The sequence below is a fragment of the Stenotrophomonas sp. 22DLJC03 genome (assembly GCF_056861405.1).
Window position 1 is genome coordinate 689411 of the sequence record NZ_JBSPUG010000001.1, and the last position, 25299, is coordinate 714709.

The window sequence follows — 25299 nt, forward strand, 5'->3', positions numbered from 1 at the left end:
TGCCATGACCCACGCACCAATGATCCACCCGCTGCCGCATCCGATCGACCTGCTGGCCCTGCAGCAGCACGACCCGGTGCGCTTCCCGCTGCTGATGGAATCCACTGCCTCGGGCACCGCCCAGGGCCGCTGGAGCCTTCTGCTGGCCGCGCAGGGCGATTGCCTGCGGCTGGATGCCGATGGCCGGGTGCGTGATCAGCGCGACGTGGTGCAGGCCGGCAGCTTCCTGCAGGCACTGGACCGTGCCTGGCAGCACGAACGCCTGCCGCATGATGGCAGCCACAGCCTGCCGTTCCGCGGCGGCTGGGCGTTGATGCTGGACTACGAAGTGGCCAGCCAGATCGAAACCGTGCTGCCGGCGCGTGCACGCGATGACGGCCGCCCGACCGCGTTGGCGCTGCGTTGCCCGGCGGCGGTGCTGCACGATCACCACAACGACACCAGCTTCGTCATCGCCGAAGCCGGTGAGCACGCGCTGCTGGATGCGCTGGTGGAACTGGCCTCGGCCGCACTGCCCGATGCAGGGCAGGGCTGGCTGCCGCCGCAGTCGGTCGGCGAGGACGCGCCGCAGCGCTTCACCGACGGCGTGCGCCGGGTGATCGAATACCTGCGTGCCGGCGACGTGTTCCAGGTGAACCTGTCGCGACGCTGGAGCGCGCAGTTCGCCGCACCGGTCAGCCCGCAGGCGTTGTACGCGCAGCTGCGCCGTGCCAACCCCGCACCGTTCGCCGGCCTGTTCAGTGCGCACGGCCGGCACGTGGTCAGTTCCTCGCCGGAACGGCTGGTGTCGGTGCACGCCGGCCATGCGCAGACCCGGCCGATTGCCGGGACGCGTCCACGTTTCGAGGGCGACGACGATGCCGCGCGCATCCAGGAGCTGGTCGGCCACCCGAAGGAGCGTGCCGAGCACGTGATGCTGATCGACCTCGAGCGCAACGACCTTGGGCGCATCTGCCTGCCTGGTACCGTGGTGGTCGATGAACTGATGACCGTGGAGAGTTACGCGCACGTGCACCACATCGTCAGCAACGTCAGCGGCCATCTGCGTCCGGACGTGACCCCGGGTGAAGTGATCGCCGCCACCTTCCCTGGCGGTACCATCACCGGCTGCCCGAAGGTGCGTTGCATGCAGATCATCGGCGAGCTGGAGCAGGTGCCGCGCGGCGCCTACACCGGCGCGTTCGGCTGGCTGAACCGCGATGGCGACCTGGACCTGAACATCCTGATCCGCACCGCCGAAGTGGACGGCCACGAGGTCAGCTTCCGTACCGGCGCCGGCATCGTGGTCGATTCGGATCCGGACAAGGAACTGGACGAGACCCGCGCCAAGGCCCGTGGCCTGCTGCGCGCGCTGGGCCAGCAGGGCTGAGGGCAGGGCCTCCCGCCGGGCATGGCCCGGCGCTACCGATTCCGGTTTTGGTGGGTGCCGATCTTGGTCGGCACGGATGCGGGTGTCTGCCACCCCGGTCATGACCCCACACCACCGGCACGGTATCCTGCACGACGGAATCGAGTTCAGAGGTAGTCCATGGCGGGAGCCAAGCGCGGGTGTCTGTTCGTGGTAACGCTGGTGGTGGTGCTCGCCGCCGTCGTGGCCGGCGCGGGCGCGTGGTTCTTCTACCAGCAGACCCGGTTCGCCGACACCCGGATCACCCCCTCCGCCGAGAGCGTGGTCATCGCCAGTGGCGACGGCATGAACACGGTGCTGCGCAAGCTGCGCGACGCCGGCGTGGACGAGGGCCAGGACGCGCAGTGGCAGCTGCTGGCGCGCCAGCTCGATGCTGCCGGCAAACTGAAGGTGGGTGAGTACGCGCTCAGCGGCGACCTGACCCCGCGTGAGCTGCTGCTGCGCATGCGCGCCGGCAAGGTGCTGCAGCATCGCGTCACGCTCATTGAAGGCTGGAATATCCGCCAGCTGCGTGCGGCACTGAAGCGTGCCGAACCGCTGCTGCACACCACCGACACCCTTGATGACGCAGCGCTGATGGACCGCCTCGGTTTCGCCGGCCAGCATCCGGAAGGCCGCTTCCTGCCGGAGACCTATGTCTATCAGCGCGGCGACAGTGACCTGGACGTGCTCAAGCGCGCCCACGGTGCGATGGAGAAGGCGCTGGACGAAGCCTGGGAAAGCCGTGCGCCGGACCTGCCGATCAACACGCCTTATGAACTTCTGATCATGGCGTCGATCATCGAAAAGGAAACCGCGCTGGCCAGCGAGCGCCCGCAGATTGCCGGGGTGTTCATGCGTCGCCTGAAGATCGGCATGCGCCTGCAGACCGACCCGACCGTGATCTACGGCATCGGTGCTGCGTACGACGGCAACATCCGCCGCCGCGACCTGACTACCGATACGCCTTACAACACCTATACCCGTGCGGGCCTGACCCCGACCCCGATCGCCATGCCCAGCCGCGATGCGCTGATGGCGGCTGCACAGCCGGCCGCAGGTGAAGCGCTGTACTTCGTCGCCGTAGGCGATGGCAGTGGCGCGCACGTGTTCTCGCCCAGCCTGGACCAGCACAACGCCGCCGTAGCCCGCTACCTGCAGCAGCTGCGCCAGCAACGCACCAAGGAGACCCCGGCGCAATGAGTCCCGCGCTGCTTCGCCATCCCCGTTTCGTCAGCCTGGAAGGTGGCGAGGGCGCGGGCAAGACAACCGCCATCAACGCCATCCGTGACTGCCTGCGCAGCCACGGCCACGAAGTGGTACTGACCCGCGAACCGGGCGGTACGCCGTTGGCCGAGCGCATCCGTGGCCTGGTGCTGAAGCCCGATGCCGAAATCGCTGCCGAGCCGCTCAGCGCCGAAGCCGAGCTGCTGCTGGTGTTCGCTGCACGCGCGCAGCATGTGCGCCAGGTGATCCAGCCTGCACTGCAGCGCGGCGCCTATGTGCTGAGTGATCGCTTCACCGATTCCAGCTATGCCTACCAGGGCGGTGGCCGTGGCCTCGACCCGCAGTGGATTGCCGACCTGGAGCGCCGCGCGGTGGGCCTGCTGCCGGGACTGACCCTGCTGCTGGATGTGGACGTGGCGGTGGGTCGTGCGCGTGCCAATGGCCGCGACCTGTGGCCGGACCGCATCGAAAGCGAACAGGACGACTTCTTCCAGCGCGTGCGCGAAGTGTTCCGCAGCCGTGCGCAGCAGGACCCGCAGCGCTTCGCGCTGATCGACGCTGGTCAGGTGCAGGCGCGCGTGGCCGCGGATGTGGTGGCGCGTGTCGAGCGTTGGCTGCAGGACGGGGAGGGCGCATGAGCACGTTCTCGCCCTGGCAGCAACGCGCGTTCGAACAGACGGTTGCCGCGCTCGATGCTGATCGGCTCGGCCATGGCCTGCTGATCTGTGGCCCGGCCGGGCTGGGCAAGCGCGAGGTGGCGTTGGCCCTGGCCGACCACGTGCTGGCGCGCGGCGATGCCGCGCACGCCACCCGCACCCGCCAGCTGATCGCCGCCGGCACGCACCCTGACCTGCAGCTGGTCAGCTTCATCCCGAACAAGAGTGGCGACAAGCTGCGCACCGAGATCGTCATCGAGCAGGTGCGCGAGATCACCAACAAACTGGCGTTGACCCCGCAGTACGGGGTGGCGCAGGTGGTGATCGTCGACCCGGCCGATGCCATCAATCGTTCCGCCGCCAACGCACTGCTGAAGACGCTGGAAGAGCCACAGTCCGGCCGCTATCTATGGCTGATCAGCAGTGACCCGGCGCGCCTGCCGCAGACCGTGCGCAGCCGCTGCCAACGCCTGGAATTCAAGCTGCCGCCGCGCGATGAAGCGCTGGCGTGGCTGCAGCAGCAGGGCCACAGCGAAGCGTCGGCGCGAGAAGCGCTGGACGCCGCGCGCGGCCATCCCGGCCAGGCCGACAACTGGCTGCGCGAAGATGGCCTGAGCCTGCGCCGCGAAGTGGGCCGCGAGCTGGAACAGCTGGCCGCCGGCAAGACCGGCGCGGTAGAGCTGGCGCAGAAGTGGTGCGCCGATGACAGCGCGGCGCTGCGCCTGCGCTTTGCCGCCGACCTGGCGCTGGCCCAGGCCAGCACCGATGCCTTGACCACGCCGGAGCGATTGCACAAGCTTGCAGCCTGGTTCGATGCGGCCAACCGCACCCGCGACCTGCTGCGCACCACGGTGCGTGCAGACCTTGCGGTGGTCGAGTTGCTGCTGGCCTGGAACAAGGTGAACGAGCGGCCTGCCGCAAGGGGAAATCGATGAGTGCCAGCAACGCCCGCCAGGGCATCCTGTCCCTGGCCGTGAAGGACAAAGCCGCGCTGTACAGCGCGTACATGCCGTTCGTGAAGAACGGCGGCATCTTCGTGCCCACGCCCAAGCGTTACTTCCTGGGCGACGAGGTGTTCCTGCTGCTGACCCTGCCCGATTCCAGCGAACGCCTGCCGGTGGCCGGCAAGGTGATCTGGGTGACCCCGGCCGGCGCCCAGGGCAACCGCACCGCCGGCATCGGCGTGCAGCTGGCCGAGGGTGCCGAAGGCGAGGGCGTGCGCCACAAGATCGAGACCCTGCTGGCCGGCCTGACCGGCTCGGACAAGCCGACGCATACGATGTGAGGTGGCGCTGGGCCACGCCCGGCTGCGCACACCGAAAACGCCTGTGAACATCCATGTGAAAATGTGTTGACGGCCTCTGAAAAGCCCCTATAATGAGCGGCTCAGCAACACCGGGCGGTTAGCTCAGCGGTAGAGCATTGCCTTCACACGGCAAGGGTCACAGGTTCGATCCCTGTACCGCCCACCATGTTGCAGAACGAAAGAAGCCTCCAGCAATGGGGGCTTTTTTGTTGCCTGTGATTCCGTAGTGCCCGTCGAAGCGATCGCCGTTTCAGCCGGGATCCTCCAGCAGCTCGCGCGCGATCATCGCCGTTGCATCCAGCAGGTCGTGGCCGCTGCCAGCGCGCGCCACCACCGCCAGCAGACTACGGCCCACCTCGGCATTGCCGCTGGTCAGTTCCATCTCGCCTTCAAAGCACAGATCGGCCAACCATTCGTGGGCCTGTTGCAGCCCGCGCTTGCGGACGCGGCGGAACTCCGCGAGCAGCTTGGCCTGGCCGGCCTCACGCTCCCCATCGGCAAGCAGGCCGATGGCACCGCCGTGCGCCGCGCGCCAGATGGCCGGCAGCGGGCGACCGTTCGCGTCCACCACGTCCGCTGAGAACTGCGCGCAGTACATCTCGTAGCGTTTGCCCGCCGTACTGCGGGGCACGATGCCGGCCGCGGCGAGCAGGCGTTCGGCTTCATCCAGTTTGCCGAACTTCAAGCGCAGCAGAGCAGGGCGGCTCAGCTGTTGTGCCAGCGCCTGCTGGTTGGCGGCGAACCAGACGTTCCAGCCCACGCTTGCGCGACCTTCCAGTGCGGCCTTGAAGTACTCCAGGTGTTCGGCGTCCATTGCGGCCTCCTGCGTTTCCGGCGCGATTGTAGCGGGCGCACACCCGAGCCGGTCAGGCATCGCCGGCGGAGAGGCAGTGACGTGCCTGGCGCACCAGTTGTCCTGCGGCCACGATCAGCCCGTCGGTATGGAAGGCGCCCAACTGTTCGTCCGGGCCGCCTTCGTTACGCGCGCGGTCGGCGGCCTGCAGCCGCCCACTCCGACCGTGCATATGACGACTCCAGAGCGGCGCCGCCATGGCAACTCCGTCACCCGGCGCACGCCGGCGGGAATGTGTCGCGGATGAAGGCAGAGGGTTCCATCCCTGCGCTGTCCCACCGCCCCGGGCAGGCGTAGTCTCAGCCCATTGCCGTGCCCATCCGCCCTGGAGTGCCACCATGCCGCTCGCCCGCATCGATCTTCGCAAAGGTAAATCCGCCGACTACCTGCAACGCGTCGGCGAAACCATCTACCAGGCCATGCGCGCGGTGGGCGTGCCGGAAAACGATCGCTTCCAGATCTTCCAGGAACACGAGCCCGGCACGCTGATCTACGACCCGGGTTACCTGGGCGTGGACCGCACCGACGACTTCATCTGCATCCAGATCACCTGGAACGAAGGACGTACGCTGGAGCAGAAGAAGGCGCTGTACGCCGGCATCGCCGATGGCCTGCACGCGGCGGTGGGCATCCGCCGCGAGGACGTGTTCATCAACCTGGTGGAAGTGAAGAAAGAGAACTGGTCGTTCGGCAATGGGCAGGCGCAGTATGTGACTTGATGCGGAGAGCATCCACGCATGGCGTGGATCTACACCTCGCTGCCCACCTGCTCGTCCTCGTTCGCTGCGGCGCTGCTGGCCGCTTTCACTGCGTCGGCACTGTTGGGCTGTTCGCATTGGATGCTGGTGACGTAACCCTCGCTGCCGATGCTGTGCTCGGCATGCTTGACCAGCCACCGCCCATCCACGCCGTCGCGGAAGCCCTGCATCACCACCGTGGCTTCGGCCATCAACGTCTGGCGGCCGGGCAGGGTGTAGCTCAGCTTGCGCGTCTGCCGCGCCTGTTCGCGTTGCTTGGCGCGGGCTGCTGCTTCGGCGGTCGCGCGGTCGGCGTAGGCCATGCGCAGGCGCACGATCGGTTCACCGCTGCCCACCTTCACCTCCTGGCGGTTTGCGCCGCGTACATCGCGGTAATAGGCGATGGTGGTCCCGACCTTCTCGCGTGAGGCGATGGTGACCTTGTAGGCACTGCCATCGGCGGGGGTAAGGGTGACGTCGGGAATGCGCTCGCCACTGGCCGTGGTGGATTCGCCACGGGTGACGAACATCAGGCGTCCGCCGCCCGGCTTGGCGATGGCGTCATGCTGTTTGCCCAACCGCAGCAGCAGGTTCATGTCCGACTCCTGCGACTGCACGGTGAGCGGCAGCACGATCGACGCCAGCGATTCACTCACTGCTGCGCTCAGTCCGTGCTCGCCCGCCATGCGCTGCACCATGCCGCCGATCGTCGTGCCCTTTTTCCAGGTGCGCGTCTTCTGCGTCTGAAGATCGTTCTTGCCACCCTTGCTGGCCTCGAAGGGCGCCGCGCGTGCGCGCAGGGTCATGCTGCCTGGATAGCCGGAGATTTCCACTTCATCGCAGATGTACAGGCCCATGCGCCGCACCTCGCCGTCATAGCCGATGAAGGCCTCCAGCTCGGCACCCACGGGAGGCAGCTGGATCGGATCGGACGGATCGTGGTCAGCCAGCTGCAGCTCCAGCGTGTCGGCGGTGTTGCCGGTTTCGTCCGTGATGCGCAGCGACTTGAAACGCGACATGATCTTGTCGGTGATGTCTTCGCTGTTGGCCACCACACGGAAGGCCGGTTCGACGTTCAATCCCACAGCGATACTCCCGAGCGTTCATTGGCTGGACGCTGTACATCCGGCAGGGTGATCACCAGGCCCGCAGGCAGTACCGCGCCGCGTGCGGCCAGGCCGGGGTTGGCATCGAACACCGCGCGCAGGATGGCCGGTGATTGCTCGCCGTAGAGCACGTAGGCGATGCGGTCGACGACGTCGCCGTCGCGGGTGTTATACGTTCGTGCCATGGCTGTGCTTCCGCAGGGAGAGGGTGAAGGTCTGCTGGCGGATGTCGCCATCGGGCGTGAAGTGCTTGCTGGTGGCTTCGATCTTGTCGATCACCCACAGGCCGAGGTTGCCACCACGGCCGGTCAGCAGCCGCTGTGGCTTGCCCTGTGCGGCCAGCCTGCGCAGCTCCGACATCTGGTTGCCCTTGCCACGGAACTCGTGGTTCAGCACGCCCGGCAGTGTCATGGTGGCCTGGCCCGGACCGGTGTACTGCAACGCGGCCAGCTGGCCGACGCGTTCCTGTGCCTGCCAACGGAACTCGTTGGATTGCTGGATCTCCTGGAACACCGCAGTGTTGAGGCTGAACTTGAAGCCGCCCAGCATCAGCAGCACGGGTGCGTTGCCTGAATCGTTGCTCTGGAAACCGGACAGCAGCTTGTCGAGGGTTGCGGTTACGAACTCGCGCTTCATGCTTAGTTCCTGTCTCCGAGGGTGGCGCGGGCCTGTACGGCCTGCTGGTGCTGCAATGCATTGGCGGTACGCCGCGCCAGTGCCTCGCTGGATTCCCCCGGTTGCTGGTGGATGGTGATGTTGTTGGTCTGTTGCTGCTGCACGGTGGTGGGCATGCGTGGAGTGCCCGAGGGCATCGACGGTGCCTGTCGCCCCTGCTGCGCGCTGCCGAGGTCTGCCATGCGCCGCTTGAGGCCATCGCCGTCGTTGGTGCCGACCGCGTACGCGACACGTGCCATGTCACCAATGCCGCCGCCGCCGTTGGCTGCCATCGCGCCATAGGCCGCCTTGCCCACGTTTGCGCGGTCAAGGGCGATACCGGCGCCTTCGACGGCCTTGTCCTTGAGGAAGCCCAGGCCACCGCCCACTTTGCCTGCCACCCAGCTGATGCCATCCAGCAACGGCTGCAGCTTGCCCATGATCCAGTCGATGGCCGCGCCTGCCGACGCCATGATCGCGTCCCAGGCACCGCCGAGCGTGACGGTGATCCAGCCGGCAGCGATGCCCAGCGTTTCGCCCAGCCAGACAACGGTCTGCACCACGCCCCCGATGACCTGGATGACCATGCGGAAGTTGGCCAGCAGGGCCTCACCCACCAGCGAGCCGATCTCGGCCACACGCGAAAGCTCGTTGCCGGTGTACTGCGCCGGCTCCAGCATCTTCGACAGCCAATCCCAGGCCTGCCCGATCAACCCGCTCATGACTTCCCATGCCGGGCGCAGCGGTTCGACGGCGCGCATCAGTTCGCCCATGGCGGCAGTGCCCGCGCCACTGAGACCGTCCCAGACGCCACCGAGGAAGGCCTTGATGGGTTCCCAGTACTTGCGTACCAGCAACGCGCCGGCGGTGATGGCGGCGATGGCCAGCGTGATCGGCCCACCGCCGATGGCACCCACGGCGGTGGCCACCACGCGGAAGCCGGACGCCAGGCGCATGGCGGTCGGTCCGAACTGCCCCAGCTGGGCCAGCAGGCTGCCGCCGCGGAACAGTTCGAACGCCTTCTGCACGGCCAGGATCGGGCCCTGCAGGAAGGTCCAGGCATAGCGCACGCCGAGCACGGCGGTGCGCATGCCCATCATGCCGACCACTACCTGGGTGGTGTTGGCAATCAGCTTCGGGTTTTCCTGCACGAACGAGGTCACCCCGTTCAACAGCTCGGTCAGCTTCACCGCTGCTTCGCCCACCGCCGGCAGCAGCGCGCTGCCGAAGGCCTTGGACAGATTGTCGACGGCGATCTTCGCGCCTTCGATCTTTTCCGGATCGCTCTGGATCTTTGCCGCGAAACCGGCATCGGTGGTGCCTGCCGATGCGTAGAGGGCCTTGTCGCGGATGCGGGTGTATTCGTCCCAGTTCTGGATCATCGGGCGCACGAAGTTCTGCGCCTGCGCATCGCCGAACAGCTTGCCGATCTTCGCCTGGTCACCCGAGGTGGCCTGGATGATGCCCTGCATCGCTGCATCGAACGGATTGCCGCCGGTGCTCTGCGCCTCATTGATGATCCTGCGCAGGTCCAGCTTGAAGCCCTTCTTGGCCTTGGCCTGCAGGTCCGGCGAGAGGATGCTGGCCATGAAGCGCTGCATGTTGCCGGCGGCTTCGTCGGCGCCACCGGCACCCTGGCGGGCGACATCCAGCGCCGCGCCCATGGTGGCTGCGGCCGCATTGCCATGCATCTGCAGTGACTGGAACGCGCTGCCCAGCACCGGCAGCGCGCCCGCCATGTCCTTCAGGCCGACACCGCCATCCTTGCCCGCCACGACCAGTACGTCCAACGCCGATTGCAGCCCGCTGGGATCGATCTTCAACGCCTGCTGCAGGCCGGACGCAGCAAGGGTGACATCGTCGATGCTTTCGCCGGTGGCGGTGGTGGTGCGGCCGATTGCACCGAGGCTGGCCTGTGCGGCCTGCGCGTCGATGCCGGCGCCGACCAGCTGGCCGATCGCGCGCTGCAGCTCGCCGGCGCCCTGATAGGTGCGCCCTGACTCGGCCAGGATGGTCTCGCCCAGTGCCTTGACCTGGGCGCGGGTCAGGTTGGCGGCATTGCCGATGGCCTGGTTCTCGCGCACGAAGCCGGCGGCGTTCTCCACCGGCTTGGCCAGCGTGGTGATGGCATTGCCGAGCATGCCACGTGCATCGCCGAACGCCGATCCGAGTTTCTCGCGCTTCTCGAGATTCGCCGTGCGCTTGTCTTCGATGCGCTGCAGTGCTTCCTGCGACGCTCGCAGCGCATCAGCTTCGATGCGCATGCGGGCGAACTGGCTGCTCGAACTGCCCATGACATTGAGCTTGCGCTCGAGCTTGTCCGCTTCATCGCCAAGGCGCTTCAGGCCATCCCTGCTGAAGGACAGCGCGTCCTGCAGCGACTTGGAGACCGAGCCGCCGATCGTGATCGTTGTCGTTTGAACGTTACTCGCCATGTACCGGCAATCCCTGTATCCACCAGATGAACTTCGACACCCGCAGCGTCATGATCTCGCCCAGGCCCCAGCCGGTATGCCCGGCCAGGGCGAGTGCTCCCTGCCTGATCTGCGGCAGGGTCAGGTGGTAAAAAGCGCGACACCGGCCTGCAGGCGGGCGTAGTCGCGCAGCGGCATCCTGCGCACGTCGTCGGGTGCGATCTCGCACAGGTTGGCGATCATCCGCACTTCGCGCTGGGCATCGGTGCCCTTGTCGTCCTGGTAGCGCTCCATGTCTTCCACGGTCGGCTCGCGCATGCGCAGCACTGCGGTGTCCATGCCATTGACCTGGCGCGGGCGGGAGAGGGTGATTTCGGCATAGCCGTCGCGCTCGATGACGGTGTCGGCGGTGGTCTTGGTCTTGCTGGACATGGATGTGTTCCTGGGTATCGATGGAGTGCGGTGGATGCGGGGGCGCGATGCGCCCCCGTGTACTTCAGTGCGGGGTGGGCTCAGATGCCCAGTGCACCGCGGATGCCGGCCAGTGCGTCCACGCCGCCCTGGCGGGCGATCATGTTGGTCACGTCGATCTCCTGCACCACTTGCGCGCCATGGGTCAGCTTGTAGTAGCTCAGCGCCAGGCCGACCTTGACCGTGCCCTTCTCGCCGACCTTGGTCTCGCCGCGGTCCAGCGACTTCACCTTGCCGCGCATGTTGTGCACGACCTGGGAGACCGTACCGTCGTCGGCTTCCAGCGCCTCGCGGGCGGTGAAGCCGTACTCCTTGCTTTCGATGACGTGGAACTTGGACATGATCTCCGCGTCATCGGAGGCGAAGGTCACTTCGGCAGTCAGCTTTTCGTGGCCGAGGACGATTTCGGTCGGTGCGAGCATGCCGCCGGCCTGGAAGTCCTCGGTCTTCAGCGTCAGCTTGGGAGCGGTGAAGGACATCACGCTGCCGGCATAACCCTTGCCGTCGACGTAGAAGTTGAAGTTCTTGCGGATCTTGCGCGCCATGCTTAGAAGATCTCCGAGACGTAGTTGTTGTTCATGTGCATGCGGAAGGTCAGCTGCTCACCCGGGTAAGTCGGAGTGAAATCGAAGTCCCAGTAGAAGCGGCCCTGGGCCACGCTGTCCGCTGCGTTCAGTTCCGGGTCGATCCAGCAGTTGCCGCCGAGGATCGCGCCCTGGGTCTTCAGGCCGCGCAGGAAGGCATTGACGCCTTCGCGCACGTCGTCGACGTAGGTCTTGCTGATGCCGCGGTCGACGGCCCACAGATGGGTGGCCTCGAGGCTGTCGGCGATGATGTCGGCAGTGCGCACCACGCACAGGAACTGCCACTTGGCGTCGATGCTGGCGGTGCGGTTGCCCCACAGGCGGAAGCCACCTTCGCGGATGATGGTCGCCACGTTCGACTGGTTCAGCAGGTTGGCGCGGCTGCTCGCATCGGACAGCCCGAAGTCGATCGCACGTGCGGTACCGACCACACCGTTGAGCTCCAGGTTCGACGGCGATGCCCACCAGCCACGTTCGTTGTCGCTGCGGGCGATGGCGCCGGCCACGGCACCGGAGGCGTAGCGGGTGACGATGGCATCACCGGACTGCACCAGCAGTGCCGGGTCGACCACGTAGACACGCTTGGAGCCGGTCAGGGTGGTGGTGCTCTTGGCCGCGTCGTCGTTGCTGTTCGGGCCGTCCTTGATGATCACCGCGCGCAGCTTGTCGGCGATGCCCAGCAGTTCGGCTACGACCGGGTTGGCCAGCAGCTCCGTGTCGCGCTTTTCGTGGGTATGGGTGAAGCCCGGTACCGCCAGGATGCGCGGCTTGATGCCGACCACCGACTTGGCAGCCAGCAGCGCGTGTACGCCGGTGTAGGCACCGGTCTGCGCGTTCACGCCGCCCAGCACGTTGGCCAGGGTGTCGTTCTCGGTGGCGCCCTTCTCGACGCGGATGACGACGACGACGGCGTTGGACTGGTCGAAGATGGCGTCGAGCTGGCCCGGAAGGGTACCTTCATCGACTTCGGTAGCCGCGTTTGCGAGCAGCTTTGCGGCCTGCGAACGCGAGGTCACCAGGACCGGGGTGTTGTACGGGAAGGCGTTCTTGTCGGCGCGGGGCGCGGTGCCCACGATGCCGATGACGCTGGTCGAGGCAACAGCGATCGAGCGGGAACCACCATCGATGTTGACGACCTGCACGCCATGCAGAAATTCGGCCATGCGTTGTTTTTTCCTTGGTTGGGTGGGTGCTGCGGTCGCGATCTGCGCCGCATGGGTACATGTTCGTATCTGGCCGCGGCTGGATTAATTGCAGCCGTGGCCCGGCATCACGGTTGCGGCAGCGGGGCCACTTCGGGTTCGGGTGCAACCACCATCACCCACGCCGTGCTGGCTTCGTCGAAGGTGACCGGGTAGCTGCGGTCGCGGGGCGGTGCAAGGTCGGTGACCGTGGACGGCAGCGCAACGCCGCGGGGTACGGCGGTGGCGAAACTCGCATCACGCTTGTTCCACAGCGGCCGCGTGCTGTAATCCGGCAGCAGGGCCCATTCGCGGTGGCTGGCGTTCCAGGCGTTGTACTGCGCAGTGGTGCCATCCAGCTTGAACGGTTCCGAAAGGGTCACGTCCTGGGGCAATGGCTGGCCGAGCACGAGGCGATTGGGCACCGCCATCGCCGTGCGCGTGTCCCACAGCATGCAGTTGCGGAAATCGGCCACCATTTCCCAGCGTGTGCCGTCGTCGGCCAGGCGCAATGCCTGGTACTCGCCTGCAGGTTGGCGGGGGGCGACATCCACGGTGAAGTCGGGCAGGTTCCATGCACCATCGGGCGATGGCTGCAGGCGGACCTTGCCCACGTAGGCGCGGGTGTCGGGATCGTAGGAGTGCGCGAAGCGCGGTTCGGTAGGCAAGCTCATGTCCTCAGTACGCGATGCAATAGATCATCCGCAGGCCGGCCGGCAGGTTGCGGTCGCCACCGGCGTTCTCCACCACGATGGTGTGGGTGTGTGAACCGGCGTCGGCAGCCGAAGCGGCATGGCCGTGGTCACCAACCTGGGCGATGGAGATGGTGTGCGAGTGGGCGCCGGCGCCGTTCATGCCGATGTTGTGGCCGTGCGCGCCTGCACCGTCGGTGGTGAAACTGTGCGCGTGGCCACCGGCCGGGCTGGTGTACGGCCAGGGGTTGTCGTAGTCCAGGTTGCCGCGCGAACCGGCGTGATTGTTGTAGTCGGCGCCCCACGGATAGGTGGTTCCGGATTCGGCGAATGCGGTGAGATGCTGGTGATCACCAATCCAGGAGGTGCCACCGGTATGCCCATGGTGACCCTGCGAATCGGTCCATGCACCGTGCGCGTGGTCACCGACGGCGCTTGCGCTGGCACCATGGGAATGGGCACCGCCTGCACCTACCGAAATGGCATGGCTGTGGTTGCCTGCCGCTGCCGTGCTTGCACTGTGGGCGTGGCGGATCACCTCACCCTGGGTGAAGCTGCCGACAGCGTCCGGGTTCAGCGTGTGGGTGACCACCGTACCTTCCTGCATTGCAGGCAGGTTGAAGGTGGTCGCACCATCACCAGCGCCGTAGCGGGTACCGATGGCGGCAAACAGTGCCGGATAGCTGGCACGCAGCACGGCGGCACCGTTGCACAGCAGCATGCCGCTCGGTGCGGTGGCACCGGCGAACAGGATCACCTGGCCGGGCACGTGCACGCTGGACGGCACGCCGGTCATGTTGCGCCAGTCCAGGTAGTGGGTGCCGTGCCGGCCATCAAGCAGGTCGGCGTCCAGGCCCTTGTCGGCTCCCTCGTCCTTCAGCGCCGCCGATTTCAGGCCCAGAGCGGAACGGAACGCGGCATCGGTGGCGACCGACAACAGCGTGCGCACGAACTGGGTCGGTGCGCTGGCGCCGAAGCGCTTGTCGATGAAAGCGCGCAGGCCACGCGGGGTGACAGCGCGTTGTGCATCGGCACCGTCCTCGGTTTCGGTGGAGGTGGCCAGCTCGACCACGCCCTGTACCTCGGTGGTGGAGGGCGGGTAGATGAATTCGGCATTGCCGAACTCGATCAGCGCGGTATCCACTTCGCTGAAGCGGATGTCGGTAGAGAGCAGCAGCATCGAGGCCGCGGTCTTCTCCATGATCGGATCGGCCTGGCCGAAGGTTGCGAACAGCGTGCCGTCGCCCAGGTACAGGCCGAAGCCCCGCAGGCTGTAGGCCGTTGCGCTGTCGTCGCGGATGGTCACGTGCAACGTGTCATCGCCCACGGCCTTGCCGCCGAAGGTCGAGACGCGCTTGATCTCGCCGGGCAGCGTGGTCTGCCCGGCCGACGGCGTGAACGCGGTGGAAGTCAGGCCGATCTCGGTGATCAGTACGGCGCTGGTGCCGGTATTGGGTGGATTGACCAGCTTGGCGAAGCCGGCTTCGGTGATTTTCAAGCGCATGCGGGGTTTACTCTCCGATCAGTTGGATGCGGCGGAAGGTGGTGCCATGGGCGCCGGCAAGCGCACCGATACCGGTGCTGGCCTGCATGCCCTGGGTGAAGGTGAAGTGCGAACGCACCGGCTTGGTGCGGGTGATCTCGCCGATCACGTCGTCTACGAACTTGGCGGTGGCGGTCTCGCCGCCCTGGTTGGCGATGGTCATCACCGCTTCGAAGGTGTGTGGCGCGCCGGGCGGCTGCATCTCCCACCATTCGCGGATCAGGATCGAGCCACCGAAGGCGGCGACCACGTCGCGCACGCTGCCCCAGGTGCCTTTGCGGCGCTGGATCGCGATCGCGGCGCGAACGCGTGCACGCTTCACTGCCTCCGGCCAGTAGGCCTTCCATTCGTCGACGGACAGCGCCCAGGCCAGCCACGGCAGCAGCGCGGCGGGGCAGCGATCGGCATCCCAGAGTGCGGTGATGTCCACCGGCAGGGGACGAGTCACCGCAGCACGTGCCAGCGCCCGCTCCGCCTGGGTGGCGTTGGGCGGCAACAGGTTGGCTGTGGTCGGTACCCTGACCAGGGCATCGCCGTCGATGATCGCGCCGGGCACGGGCAGCTGGCTGAGTGTGATCACGTTGTTGGTCACGCTGTAATCAGTCACACCCACCGGCACTGGCATGGTGCGGATGTAGCTGGTTGCCTCACGACCTTCCTCCACCTGCACGCCCCACAGATGGATGCGGCTGTCCGGCTTCAGGTCGGTGTTCCCGGTTGCCCGTCGATCCAGCACGATGCTCACGCCCCGTGGTGCGTCATCCGCGGTTGCGGCATAGGTGTAGCTGTAGCGCTTCCACTCGGTGCCCACCTGCAGACGTGTCCTGCCTGGGCCGGTCGTGCGCATGCCGAAGTCGATGACGCATGGCTCGGTTGCACGCAGCCAGACGCTGATGGTGCGCACGGCACCATTGGGAAACATGCTGCTGTCCTCGTCCACCAGGCCGGCGAAGTTCTGGTCCGGACCCCCGGTCGCGTCGGAAACGGGGAAGGACCAGGCAGTGGGGCTGCCATCGGGAGCGGGATGATAGAACGACAGGTTCGCCGGCTTGACGTGGAAGCCTTTCCACCAGGTGTGACTGAAGGCACCCGAGAACCGCTGCAGGTTGCGCCGCAGCGTATCCGACAACTTAATCCGACCTTGCCAGTCGGTGCGGTACACCGATTGCAGGGTGGCCAGCGAGCCACCGGGATGGCGGAACTGCAGGTTGTGCCCATCGACCGCGCCGCGCAGGCGCGCATTGATCAGGCGCGTGGTGGAATCACTCATCGTTGCCGCCATGGGTCAGGGTCACGGCGGTGCAGTAGGTGGCCTGGGTACGTTCCACCACCACGTCGGCTGCCGGGCTGGCAATCTCCACGCGCTGCACGCCCTCAGCATGCAATGCGGCGAACAGGCCCGAGCGGGTGACGTCGCGACCGAGACGGTGCGACTCGGCGATGTAGCGGTCCAGCCGCGTGCGCGCTTCCGCCAGCACGACCTGCGAATCCGGACCTGCGAAGGTGTAGAGCGTGGCACTGACCATGTAGTTGACGATGGCAGCGGTACGCACCAGCACGTGGTCGGTCAGCGGACGCACATCGGCTGCACCCAGCTTGGCTTCGACCGCGTCGAGCAGGCCCTGGGTGGCAGTGCCATCGGCTTCGCGCGACAGCACCGATACCACCACCTCGCCGGGCGAGGAGCTGGTCGCGCTGGCATCAAGCACGCGCGGGTCCGCGCTCAACGCGTGGAAGATGTAGGCGCCTTCCGGTCCGGCCACACTGAAGCCTTCCGGACCCAGCTGGATGCGGCGACGGAAATCCTCATCGTTCTCGTAACGCGGCGGGATGCCCTCCTGCGGCTTGCCAGGGTCCAGCATCTGGCGGCCGATGCCGAAGATCGCGGCCAGCTGGTCCAGGTCACTGCCGACCGCGTAGGCCAGCATCACGCCGCGCGCCGCATCGTTGACGCGCTGGCGGTCGAGCAGGCGCAGGTAGGTGCAGACCTCCAGGATCTTGAAGGCCGGGTCCGACGGCAGCAGCGCATCGAAGGTGGGATCCAACGCCTGCAGCGCGGTCAGTGATTCATCGAACAACGTCTCGAAATCGAGCACTTCGATGACCGCCGGTGCGGGCAGCTGGGAGAGATTGACACTGGTGAACGAGCCGGATGCCACGGTTAGCGAACCTCGATTCCTTCGATGGTGATGGCCTCGCCGTCGGGCAGATGGATTCCGGTCACTGCCAGGATCATCACGCCGGGGGCGGGGAGGGAGACGTCGACGTTCTCGACGTGGAGCCGCGGTTCCCATCGCGCGAGTGCGTCGACGGTGGCCGCGATCAGGTCCATGCGCAGCGAGCGGTTGGTCGGCGCATCGATCAGTTCGAATACGCGCGAGCCGTACTCGCGACGCAGTACGCGGGAACCCAGGGGCGTGGTGAGAACGTCACGCACGGATTGATGCAGATGGGCCAGCCCATCCAGTGGTTTGCCGGTGTTGGCGTCGATTCCTCGCATGGCCTCTATCGTCGTGGAGTGCGGGTTTTCAGGGCATTGCACGCGTGGCCGTTCAGGGCTGCGCGGGCGTAGTCGGTGCAGTCGGTCCCTGCGCGGTGTGTGTATGGGCCTTGAGGCCGATGGCGCCGGCCTTGATCTCCGCCGGCGTGCTGATGTCCTTGCCGGCGGTGATCGCGCCGGCAACCTCGAGGTCGCCGGTGGCCTTGATCGACGGCGTATCGAGCAGCAGCGATTGCGTGGCCATCACCTGCGCATTGCTGCAGTGGACGATGACGTTGCCGTTGCCGGCGTTGACGGTCAGCGTGGTGGTTTCCCGGTCGTACTCGACAAAGCTGCCGTCGGCGAACTCGGTGCGCTGCCGCAGGCGCGAATCGGCCGGCGCCGGGAAGCGATCCTGGTACAGGCTGCCCAGCACCAGCGCCTGGCCTGGATCGCCGTAGGGGCAGGCCAGCACCACCTGCTCTCCCGGCTCCGGTGCACACCAGCTGCGCACGCCGGGCCCGGCACGCCGTTCCAGCCAGGGAATCCAGTCGGTGAGCATGCCGTCGGCATCAATGCGCACGCGGCCATTGGCCTCATCCAGCTCGCGCACGACGCCGATCATCAACAGGTTGGCGATCAGCCTGGCGTGTTCGGCGCTCATGGTGCCGCTCCCTCGATGGACTGGTAGCGGGCCTGGTGATCGCTACCGATCTCCGGCACGAAGCTGTAGAAGGCCTGCGGCACCACGCCACCGGTTTCTTCCCAGCTGTTGCTGCCCAGGGCGACCGGCAACGACCACTCGACCACCCAGGTGCGAAGCCCGGGCTGTGCCGTTGCGGGATCCTCGGGCAGCGCGGCGATCACCTCGATCGCCCCACTGGGTGCGCCTGGGAATCGGCCGAGCTGATGCAGCCAGCTCGCCAGGCCAACAGCGGCGTTACGCAGCTGCAGCGCTGCGCCTGCATTGGCGGAAGCCACGACGATGCGCGCTTCGAAACGCAGCACGGCCTGCAGCTGACCGCTGCCGTCGTCGTTGTCCTTGCCGCGATCACAGCGGGTCAGTGCCAGCAGGCAGGCCGGCGTGACCGGCCCTTCGGCGCTCGCGTCGCGATAGAAATCGACGGTTGCGAAGCCCGGAAAGCGCGCGCGGATCGCGGCTTCGATAGCGGCATGCAGCGCGTCGAGAGTGGAAGGTTGGGAGTCGTTCGCCATGTCAGCTCGTACGTTGAATGGGAGGACGCGCGCGATCGGGGGCAACGCGCGCTGTCTGCATGTAGTGTTGCCATCACCCGGGGTGGGCGGTATTGCAGGCGTGGCCTTAGCCGGCTCAGTACGGGCCGTGCGCGCCTGTGGTGTCACCGGCGGTACATCCGGCTGGTTTCACCAGTGGCGCGCCATTGAGGGTGAAGCCCTGCTGGCTGCCGAGGCTGCACAGCAGGGCGCGCAGCTGGTCAGCCAGTTCGTGGTAGTACCGCGCCACGGCGACGTGGTTGCGCAGCAGCGCATCGTCGTCCGCGGCCTGCAGGTCCGGCAGGGCTCGCGGCGCGCGCAGCTGGGCTGGCGCGATGTGCAGATCAATGCTGAGAGGAGCCTGCGTTGGCTTCGCGCCAGATGCGCACGAACTCAGCGTCAGCATTGCCGCGATCACGGCGAGGGGTCTTGGCATGGGTCTCGATGTCCTGTTGCAGTGCGTTGAACTGCTGGCTGCGCGCGGCCTGTGCGGCGACGTGCTGTGATTCGGCCTGTGCTCTGGCACGTGCGTTGGCCTGGTCCTGCTGGTGGGCGGCCTGGGCGATGCCGGCGCGCAGGGCCTGCTGCGCCGCCTGCGCCATGGCGACGGCGCGGTCGGCACTGCGGTCGCGCAGTGTCCAGCCCAGCCAGGCGCAGACCACATGGCTGGCGACCAGTGCAAGCAGGGCGATGCGCATCCGGAGCAGGATCGGCATCAGGAAAGGCTCCCACCGGCGGCGCTATAGGCCGCGCGCAGCGTCTCCAGCGCATGCTCCTTCTGCCCATATCCGGCGCCCGGCAGCGAGGCCCAGATCCCCCGTGCCGCGCTGACGGCGGCGTCGAAGCGGCCGAGGCGGACCAGTTCGTAGGCACCGCATTGCTTGAGCAGGGCCACCGCAGCACGGTCCTGGGACACCGGCCCGAAATCGGGCAGGGCCAGGCGAGCGCGCAGGTCGTCCCAGGTACTGCGCAGGAACTGGTAGCGGCCGGCCGCACTGGACTTGATGCCGTAACGCGGCAGCGATACCAGCACGCGCGGATGATCGCGGTAGTCGCTGAGCAGCTGGCCACCGACGATCACGTCGTAGCCACGGTCACGCGAACGCTGGCGCGGAATATCGGTGCCTTCGGACACGGCCAGCATGTCCAGGAACGCGGCGACGTTGGTGCCGCCGAGGGCGCTGGCTGCAGCGGCGGTCATGCGGCTGCTCCCGGCTGCTTGCGCACCAGGTCCAGCAGCGCAGCTATCTGCACGCTCTGCTGGGTGACCTGGGCACGCAGGGCGCTGACTTCACCGCGCAGCTGGCCGATCTCCTGGGCCATCGCTTCGCGTTCGTGCATCAGCTCATCGGCACGCGTGCGCTCGGCCGCCAGCTGCTCCTGCAGGGTGCGCAGGGTGTTGCTGGTGGCCTCGTCGGCGGTACGGTCGACCTTGGCCGAGGACAGCCATTGTCGAAGCCACAGCGATACCGCGATCACCACGCCGGAGGTACCGCCCAGGTACTTGGCCCAGTCCGGCACGCCGGCCAGCAGGTCGCTCTCGTTCATGCGCGTGCGTACCCCTTGAACAGGGCCGGGTGGACTGGTGGTGGCGGCGTGGAACGGGCACCGCGCAGCGCGCGCTTGATGGTGGTCTGCGAGACGCCGAACTCGCGCGCGACATGCTCGCGGGGCGTGCCGCTGGCCACCGCGCGTGCGATCTGCTCGCGGCGCTCATGTGCACTGGCGGCGAAGCACGATGCCAGGAACAGCAGCTCGCCACCGAAGTGAGCAACCAGTCGCTGCGCGACCTCAAGGCCAAGGATGTCGATCAGCCGGTGCTGGTCGGGCAGGCTGGAGGGGACGTAGACGATGACGCGATGGCGTCCGGTGGTACTGGAGGTGGTCGGCGGCCACGCACGCACAAGCGTGAGGGCTGCGGATTCGCCGATGACCTCGGCCAGGGTCTGGATGCTGTCGGGCAAGGCGTTCATGGGAAGACTGTTCAGTGGCATGGATATCCACTGTTGCCATCCCGAGGCCTTCGTCAACACCTTTCATCTACTTTCAGCGCGACGTACTGAAGGCGTTCAGGGCCGGCGGTGAGGATCGGTGAGTGCCTCCAGGTGCAGGTCTCTGAAGCGCTTTTTCAGGTTTTCCCGCTGTGTCCGGACTTCTGCCGCTTTGCAGTACTCCTTGTCCTCACCGCGAGAAAACAACGGCAGGGCAAGGGCAGGCGGCAGGTACAGGGTGAGCATGACGCAGGACGGCCCATCCTCATGGTGCGTGACCCCTGAAACGAAATAGCCCCGGACGATGCCGGGGCTTCAGGACTGCAGGTCAGGCTGGATCAAAGATCGAACACCAGGTTGCCGCCGGTCTTGCGCGGTATGTAGCCGGCATCGCGCAGCCAGCGCGCCGCGTTGACCTGGTCCATGCGCTTGACCGGGAAGCGGTTGGCGAACATCAGGAAGCGTGCAACGGTGATCGACTCGCCCTTGCCCTTGAGAGCAGCCAGGGTTTCGGTGAACCATGGCGCAGGCGGCTGCTGGCTGCCCGGACGGGCGGCGGTACGCGGCTGCAGGGCATTGCCGGTCCCGGTTTGGGCATTGGCCAGCGAGCACAGCGAAATGAAGATCGCATCCAGGCTCACGATGTCCTTGCCACCCTTGGGCTGCAACTTGAACAATTCGATGGCCTTCTGGCGCGTCGACGTGAACTGTTCGACCTCCATGACATTTCCTCTTTTCTAAAGCGGTTGGGGATGCAGGGTGACGGCAGGTGCCGTCGGTGTTGGGGGACGACCTTACCGCATTTTCGCCGATGATGGGCCACGGACCGGCATCAGGCCGGGATCAGGAAGCGCTGCGCGCTTCATCATGCAGGCATCTGCGCCATGCGTTCAGATCCACCCGCGGCGCATCAGCTGGTCCAGCGTATTGCGTACCAGGTCGGCTGGCGTACGGTCGTTGCATACCTCGATGTCGATCAGTTCGTCCGGTAGTGGTTGTTCACTGGCGTGCAGGTCGCTGCTGTGCTGGCCGGGGCGGACGACGCGGATCACGACACCCCCGCGGCGACGAATCGCGCGGGCCTCGTTGGCGAAACGGACATCGGGAACCAGGCCACCTTCTGGCAGGCGCGAGAACAGCGAGCGCACCCACAGCTCCGGGTGGACGCGGTCGCGCCCCCATTCAGTGCCGGCACTCTGCATCATGTGGCGAGGCGTGAGGTCGGCCAGCCAGTCGATGGCATCCTCCTTGCGGCTGTCCAGTTCGCGCAGGGACATCCCGAGAATGGAGGCGACGAACTGCCGCAGCGGTGCGGCGAAGCTGTCGCATGGCAGGGCCAGCGCCGAAGCGAGGCCATTGGCAAGGGTGTCCTTGCCGGCACGCTTGCCGCCTGCAATACCGATATAGAGCGGTGGCCGCGCCAGTGATGCGCTGCGCAGCGGCACGCGGCCGAGTGCGGGGCCGGCGCGGAATGCGGCCAGTGTGGCGGCGATCATGCGGTGACCGTTGTCGAGCGAGGTGGGGATCATGCGGTATCTACTCCTGGGAGGATGCGACAGGCGCGGCGGCGATCAGGAATCGCGGCTGGCCACACTGCGGGCGCGAAGCATGCGCTGGGTGATGCGTCCGCCACGTGCGGCAGCGGCGATCGGATCGAAGCACAGCATGGCGGAGCGGGTGCGACGGCCAGCCGCCAGGTGGTCGCGGATGGTGCGCTCGGACAGGATGGGGACGCGTTGATGGATCTGCTGCACGGTCAGCTGTTCGCCTTCGAAGGCATGCAGTCGGGCGCGAGGCATGGCGTGTGCTCCTGGAAGGTGGCGTAGCCGGTGCATGCATCTTGCCTTTAGCGATGTTCTTAGTCAACACCTTTCATCTACTTTTATCCCTGTGTGCATTGTCCGGATGGGCGGAGGCCCATATCCGCAGTGCCAACGCCGAAAGACGGTCGCGCTCGGCATGGCCACGGATTGCCTGCACACGTTCCAGATACTGCTGACGATGCCGGCGCGGGCTGACCATCCTCCAGCGGCCACAGGCATCAATGTAGCGGTAGCCCCCAAGCTGCAGCAGGCGGCGAGCTTCGCAGGCCAGTCGCCAGTCGGTGCCATCGGTGCCGGCCTCGCGACCATCGTGGGTGCGTGGCATCAGAACGGATCCGCCGCGTGTTCGGCGAGGGTGAGCTTCCGTAGCGGCATCAGCCAGACCTTGGCGCGCTCCTTGCCCACCACTTTGGTATGCACGCCATGGCGCTTGACCACGTAGGCGGCGGCCTCGTTGACCTCGCGGCGGTTCGGCTTGTCGATGCCTACGGCGATGACGATCTCGGTGGCGCGGTACTGTGCGCTCCAGTGCTCTGCAGGGAGGGACCAGTCGAAGTGACGGTCGATCAGCTCGGCGATCGGTGAGATCGGTTCGTGCTCGCTGTTGGTGGCATTGAGCGCATCCAGCTCCTCGCTGGACAGGTGCCAGGTCTCACCGTTGCAGTACAGCGCGTGGGCCTCGGCCCAGACCTGCTGCATGTCGATCCGCGCCGGTTCGCCCAGTGCCACGGCATGCACGGTCCACCAGCGGCTGTTGCCGGTGGCATCACGCAGGAAGCGCTCATCGTTGACACTGGCGAACAGGATGGTGCGCCGCGCATAGCGCGATTCCGTGCGCGCATAGGGACGGCGGAGCTCGTCGTGGCTGCGCGAGATGAACGACTTCAACGCCGCGATGTCGGTGCGGCGGAAGGTCGCGTCGACCTCACCCAGTTCGACGATCCACTTGGAGATGACCTGCTTGACGCTGTCCTTGTTGGCCGGATCAAGCACCACGCCGTCGGCGATCAGCTGCAGCCCGGCGGGTGCCAGCTGCCGCGCCCAGCGTGTCTTGCCCAGGTTCTGTTTCGACACGAAAGTAAGTACCCCACGGGCGACCACGCCGTCCGGTTCGAACGCCGCGGCCACACCGGAAATCAACCAGCGCCGCATCAGCACCTCTTTCAGGATGCGGCCATCGGCCATGCGGGTGGGTTGGGCTTCCTGCACGGTATCGAAGAAGTCCTGCAGGCGCGACCGGCCATCCCATGGCTGCGAGGTGATCCAGCTGGCGACCGGGTTGTAGGGATTGGCCTCGGCCACCTGGCACAGGTTGGTCTCGAAACTGGCCGTGGCCATGCCGGCACGGTGCATGCAGTCCATCACTTCGCCGGCGGCGACCTCCTTGGCATTGTCCACCGTGGTCTGCAGGCCCGGTACCAGGATCTCCAGGTCCTTGCGGATGACGTTGTAGCGCACGGTCACCCCGGTGCGCCGGCACAGTTCGGCCAGGTTGCGTGCCGTCGGCAGCGGACGGCCACGCGCGTTGCTGTCCGGGAACGGAGTAAAAGTGTCGAACGCGGACAGGTTGCCGGGCACCAGGTAGCGCGCGGCATGCGCTGGCTGCGGCTCATCCTCTGCCGGGCATGCCTCCGGCGCCGTCGCTGGCAGGGGCAGCAGCTGGGCGCGTAGTACCTCCAGGCCTTCGCGCAGATGCAGGTCGTTGAAATCGGTGGGGCGGTCATCATCGCCATGCACAACGGCGAACTCCGGCCACACCACGCGTGCGTCGATCTCCGCCGCAGCATGGGAGGCCTGGGTGACGCCGGGGTTGTCCAGTGGCTGTCGGGTCCATTGGTCGTTGTCGGCGCAGAGTACGAAGCTGGCGTCGGGCACGGCGTTGCGCCAGGCGCGGGCCACCGATGCAAGGTTGCCTGCGTCCCAGGCGACCACTACGCACCAGCCGGTGGCCTGGTGGATCGATTCTGCGGTGGCATAGCCCTCGGCGATGGCGATGGGGTGGCCCGGCTGTGGCTTGCCGATGACGTGGAAGCAGCCTTGCTTGCGGCCGCCCGGCAGGAAGTCCTTGTCGCGTGCGAGTGCGGGGTCCACGCGAGGAAAGATCGCCTGCAGCGAGACGATCCGGCCCGCTGTGTTCATCACCGGCACCAGCAGCGCGTTGTCGATGTGACGGAACACCAGCCCGTCACTGTTGCGTACCGGCCATGCTGCCACGCGCAGGCCATGCGCCTGGATGCCCTTGCGCACGAGATAGGGATGGCTGCCATCGGCAGGCACGGCACGGTTCCACAGTACGTTGGCGGCCTTGGCTGCTACATCCTCGCGCTCGCGCTGCTGCTGTTCGCGCTCGACGCGGGCCCGTTCCTGGCGCTGGCGGATCGCACGCTGTTCGGTTGCGCTCAGTGTGGTCGGTGATTTCGCGCACCAGGCATGGCGGGTTCCGGTACGCCAGCTGCCGAACTCACCTGCGGGGACGTTGTCACCGAACAGGACGGCCCAGCCGTTGCGGGTGCCGCGGCGATCGCCCTCCACATGGAAGCGCACCAGCGTGCCGTCGGCATTGAGTGCATCGCGTCCGCGCGCGTCCGGCACGATGCCGTGTGCATGCATGGCCTGCAGGAACGCGGGAACGACGTTCTGTGCTGGGTGCGGTGTGTGCATTCGGCGGGATCCCCTTGAAACATGGTTCGATTCACAGCGACCGGTGGCAGCAAGGGTGCTGTGTGTTGCCTGCCGTGCGCAGGCCATGCGGCGGCTGCCCGACGCGAGGTGGTCAGTAGGCGGTGGGATGTGCTGAGGCGCTCATGGTGTCGGATCACTTCGCCTTTTGCAATCCCTTCCATTACCTTTCATCCCCAATTGCTTGCGGGGTGTGGAAGCTCGCGTGGGAGATGCGATGGCGATCGCAGATCGCCTTCATCAGCGTGTTCCGTCGCAGTTGGCGAGAACCGGTTTCCCGATG

The 25299-nt window shown here is 66.7% G+C and carries 33 protein-coding genes and 1 tRNA gene; 7 read left to right on the forward strand and 27 right to left on the reverse strand.

The window, feature by feature from the left end; genetic code table 11:
* The first annotated feature begins 4 nt into the window (after positions 1 to 4).
* The 6 genes from AC13GA_RS03205 (at position 5) to AC13GA_RS03230 (ending at position 4742) form a co-directional block, all read left to right on the forward strand.
* Entirely contained in the window at positions 5 to 1369 is a 1365-nt protein-coding gene (locus AC13GA_RS03205) for an aminodeoxychorismate synthase component I (RefSeq protein WP_482997505.1), read from the forward strand.
* 159 nt (positions 1370 to 1528) lie between these two features.
* Positions 1529 to 2590 carry an endolytic transglycosylase MltG gene (gene mltG / locus AC13GA_RS03210; protein ID WP_482997506.1) on the forward strand — a complete coding sequence of 354 codons (1062 nt, stop codon included), beginning with the start codon at positions 1529 to 1531 and terminating at the stop codon, positions 2588 to 2590.
* Complete coding sequence (tmk, locus tag AC13GA_RS03215; RefSeq protein WP_005408317.1) at positions 2587 to 3252, forward strand: dTMP kinase; 666 nt, start codon at positions 2587 to 2589, stop codon at positions 3250 to 3252. Before mltG ends, tmk begins: the two co-directional genes overlap by 4 nt.
* Positions 3249 to 4205, forward strand: coding sequence for a DNA polymerase III subunit delta' (locus AC13GA_RS03220; protein WP_046982795.1), 957 nt, complete (start codon positions 3249 to 3251; stop codon positions 4203 to 4205). Before tmk ends, AC13GA_RS03220 begins: the two co-directional genes overlap by 4 nt.
* Positions 4202 to 4555 (forward strand): PilZ domain-containing protein, encoded by a 354-nt coding sequence (locus tag AC13GA_RS03225; RefSeq protein ID WP_046982794.1) that lies wholly within the window; start codon positions 4202 to 4204, stop codon positions 4553 to 4555. Before AC13GA_RS03220 ends, AC13GA_RS03225 begins: the two co-directional genes overlap by 4 nt.
* 112 nt (positions 4556 to 4667) lie before the next feature.
* Positions 4668 to 4742, forward strand: a tRNA-Val gene (locus AC13GA_RS03230).
* Between the two features lie 84 nt (positions 4743 to 4826).
* Here the strand turns inward: AC13GA_RS03230 and AC13GA_RS03235 are convergent.
* Together AC13GA_RS03235 and AC13GA_RS03240 are read right to left on the reverse strand one after the other, a co-directional pair.
* Positions 4827 to 5390: a hypothetical protein gene (locus AC13GA_RS03235; RefSeq protein ID WP_046982793.1), complete on the reverse strand. Its 564-nt coding sequence runs from the start codon at positions 5388 to 5390 to the stop codon at positions 4827 to 4829.
* A 52-nt stretch (positions 5391 to 5442) separates the two neighbouring features.
* Complete coding sequence (locus AC13GA_RS03240) at positions 5443 to 5601, reverse strand: hypothetical protein (protein WP_482997507.1); 159 nt, start codon at positions 5599 to 5601, stop codon at positions 5443 to 5445.
* A gap of 166 nt (positions 5602 to 5767) precedes the next feature.
* Here AC13GA_RS03240 and AC13GA_RS03245 point away from each other — a divergent pair, with 166 nt between their 5' ends.
* A complete protein-coding gene (locus AC13GA_RS03245) occupies positions 5768 to 6148 on the forward strand; it encodes a tautomerase family protein (protein ID WP_136638929.1) in 381 nt (126 codons plus the stop codon).
* Between the two features lie 29 nt (positions 6149 to 6177).
* Here AC13GA_RS03245 and AC13GA_RS03250 read toward each other — a convergent pair whose 3' ends face one another.
* From AC13GA_RS03250 to AC13GA_RS03370, 25 genes are all read right to left on the reverse strand, one after another.
* The gene (locus AC13GA_RS03250) at positions 6178 to 7251 is read right to left on the reverse strand and encodes a phage late control D family protein (RefSeq protein ID WP_482997508.1); all 1074 of its coding nucleotides are present in this window, start codon (positions 7249 to 7251) and stop codon (positions 6178 to 6180) included.
* The gene (locus tag AC13GA_RS03255; protein WP_046982790.1) at positions 7242 to 7457 is read right to left on the reverse strand and encodes a tail protein X; all 216 of its coding nucleotides are present in this window, start codon (positions 7455 to 7457) and stop codon (positions 7242 to 7244) included. Before AC13GA_RS03255 ends, AC13GA_RS03250 begins: the two co-directional genes overlap by 10 nt.
* Positions 7441 to 7908 carry a phage tail protein gene (locus tag AC13GA_RS03260; protein ID WP_046982789.1) on the reverse strand — a complete coding sequence of 156 codons (468 nt, stop codon included), beginning with the start codon at positions 7906 to 7908 and terminating at the stop codon, positions 7441 to 7443. The genes AC13GA_RS03255 and AC13GA_RS03260 overlap by 17 nt, the downstream gene beginning before the upstream one ends.
* 2 nt (positions 7909 to 7910) lie before the next feature.
* Positions 7911 to 10361 (reverse strand): phage tail tape measure protein, encoded by a 2451-nt coding sequence (locus tag AC13GA_RS03265; RefSeq protein ID WP_136638927.1) that lies wholly within the window; start codon positions 10359 to 10361, stop codon positions 7911 to 7913.
* Between the two features lie 120 nt (positions 10362 to 10481).
* Positions 10482 to 10772 carry a phage tail assembly protein gene (locus tag AC13GA_RS03270; RefSeq protein WP_106467222.1) on the reverse strand — a complete coding sequence of 97 codons (291 nt, stop codon included), beginning with the start codon at positions 10770 to 10772 and terminating at the stop codon, positions 10482 to 10484.
* Positions 10773 to 10852: 80 nt separating this feature from the next.
* The gene (locus tag AC13GA_RS03275) at positions 10853 to 11356 is read right to left on the reverse strand and encodes a phage major tail tube protein (RefSeq protein ID WP_046982786.1); all 504 of its coding nucleotides are present in this window, start codon (positions 11354 to 11356) and stop codon (positions 10853 to 10855) included.
* Between the two features lie 2 nt (positions 11357 to 11358).
* Positions 11359 to 12558: a phage tail sheath C-terminal domain-containing protein gene (locus tag AC13GA_RS03280; RefSeq protein ID WP_482997509.1), complete on the reverse strand. Its 1200-nt coding sequence runs from the start codon at positions 12556 to 12558 to the stop codon at positions 11359 to 11361.
* 107 nt (positions 12559 to 12665) lie between these two features.
* Entirely contained in the window at positions 12666 to 13250 is a 585-nt protein-coding gene (locus tag AC13GA_RS03285) for a hypothetical protein (RefSeq protein WP_482997510.1), read from the reverse strand.
* Between the two features lie 4 nt (positions 13251 to 13254).
* Positions 13255 to 14772 carry a tail fiber protein gene (locus tag AC13GA_RS03290; protein WP_136638925.1) on the reverse strand — a complete coding sequence of 506 codons (1518 nt, stop codon included), beginning with the start codon at positions 14770 to 14772 and terminating at the stop codon, positions 13255 to 13257.
* Between the two features lie 7 nt (positions 14773 to 14779).
* Positions 14780 to 16081, reverse strand: coding sequence for a phage tail protein I (locus AC13GA_RS03295; protein WP_308517376.1), 1302 nt, complete (start codon positions 16079 to 16081; stop codon positions 14780 to 14782).
* A complete protein-coding gene (locus AC13GA_RS03300) occupies positions 16074 to 16970 on the reverse strand; it encodes a baseplate assembly protein (protein WP_482997511.1) in 897 nt (298 codons plus the stop codon). Before AC13GA_RS03300 ends, AC13GA_RS03295 begins: the two co-directional genes overlap by 8 nt.
* Before the next feature lie 2 nt (positions 16971 to 16972).
* A complete protein-coding gene (locus AC13GA_RS03305) occupies positions 16973 to 17311 on the reverse strand; it encodes a GPW/gp25 family protein (protein WP_046982780.1) in 339 nt (112 codons plus the stop codon).
* 52 nt (positions 17312 to 17363) lie between these two features.
* On the reverse strand, positions 17364 to 17954 hold the full coding sequence (locus AC13GA_RS03310) for a phage baseplate assembly protein V (protein WP_046982779.1): 591 nt from the start codon (positions 17952 to 17954) through the stop codon (positions 17364 to 17366).
* The gene (locus AC13GA_RS03315) at positions 17951 to 18505 is read right to left on the reverse strand and encodes a hypothetical protein (protein WP_253078978.1); all 555 of its coding nucleotides are present in this window, start codon (positions 18503 to 18505) and stop codon (positions 17951 to 17953) included. The genes AC13GA_RS03310 and AC13GA_RS03315 overlap by 4 nt, the downstream gene beginning before the upstream one ends.
* A 115-nt stretch (positions 18506 to 18620) precedes the next feature.
* A complete protein-coding gene (locus tag AC13GA_RS03320; RefSeq protein WP_253078977.1) occupies positions 18621 to 18929 on the reverse strand; it encodes a hypothetical protein in 309 nt (102 codons plus the stop codon).
* Complete coding sequence (locus tag AC13GA_RS03325; RefSeq protein WP_482997512.1) at positions 18868 to 19239, reverse strand: hypothetical protein; 372 nt, start codon at positions 19237 to 19239, stop codon at positions 18868 to 18870. The genes AC13GA_RS03320 and AC13GA_RS03325 overlap by 62 nt, the downstream gene beginning before the upstream one ends.
* A complete protein-coding gene (locus AC13GA_RS03330; protein ID WP_046982775.1) occupies positions 19239 to 19724 on the reverse strand; it encodes a glycoside hydrolase family 24 protein in 486 nt (161 codons plus the stop codon). The genes AC13GA_RS03325 and AC13GA_RS03330 overlap by 1 nt, the downstream gene beginning before the upstream one ends.
* Entirely contained in the window at positions 19721 to 20071 is a 351-nt protein-coding gene (locus AC13GA_RS03335; RefSeq protein WP_046982774.1) for a hypothetical protein, read from the reverse strand. Before AC13GA_RS03335 ends, AC13GA_RS03330 begins: the two co-directional genes overlap by 4 nt.
* The gene (locus AC13GA_RS03340; RefSeq protein WP_253078974.1) at positions 20068 to 20496 is read right to left on the reverse strand and encodes a Mor transcription activator family protein; all 429 of its coding nucleotides are present in this window, start codon (positions 20494 to 20496) and stop codon (positions 20068 to 20070) included. The genes AC13GA_RS03335 and AC13GA_RS03340 overlap by 4 nt, the downstream gene beginning before the upstream one ends.
* 96 nt (positions 20497 to 20592) lie before the next feature.
* Entirely contained in the window at positions 20593 to 20760 is a 168-nt protein-coding gene (locus AC13GA_RS03345; protein ID WP_482997513.1) for a hypothetical protein, read from the reverse strand.
* Between the two features lie 92 nt (positions 20761 to 20852).
* Positions 20853 to 21236 carry a hypothetical protein gene (locus AC13GA_RS03350; RefSeq protein WP_482997514.1) on the reverse strand — a complete coding sequence of 128 codons (384 nt, stop codon included), beginning with the start codon at positions 21234 to 21236 and terminating at the stop codon, positions 20853 to 20855.
* 168 nt (positions 21237 to 21404) lie between these two features.
* On the reverse strand, positions 21405 to 22043 hold the full coding sequence (locus AC13GA_RS03355; RefSeq protein WP_482997515.1) for a deoxynucleotide monophosphate kinase family protein: 639 nt from the start codon (positions 22041 to 22043) through the stop codon (positions 21405 to 21407).
* A gap of 42 nt (positions 22044 to 22085) precedes the next feature.
* The gene (locus tag AC13GA_RS03360; RefSeq protein WP_426354205.1) at positions 22086 to 22313 is read right to left on the reverse strand and encodes a hypothetical protein; all 228 of its coding nucleotides are present in this window, start codon (positions 22311 to 22313) and stop codon (positions 22086 to 22088) included.
* Between the two features lie 73 nt (positions 22314 to 22386).
* Positions 22387 to 22662, reverse strand: a complete 276-nt coding sequence (locus AC13GA_RS03365; protein WP_448117826.1) for a DUF7696 family protein — start codon at positions 22660 to 22662, stop codon at positions 22387 to 22389.
* Positions 22662 to 24998 carry a VapE domain-containing protein gene (locus AC13GA_RS03370; protein ID WP_482997516.1) on the reverse strand — a complete coding sequence of 779 codons (2337 nt, stop codon included), beginning with the start codon at positions 24996 to 24998 and terminating at the stop codon, positions 22662 to 22664. The genes AC13GA_RS03365 and AC13GA_RS03370 overlap by 1 nt, the downstream gene beginning before the upstream one ends.
* Positions 24999 to 25299: the final 301 nt, after the last annotated feature.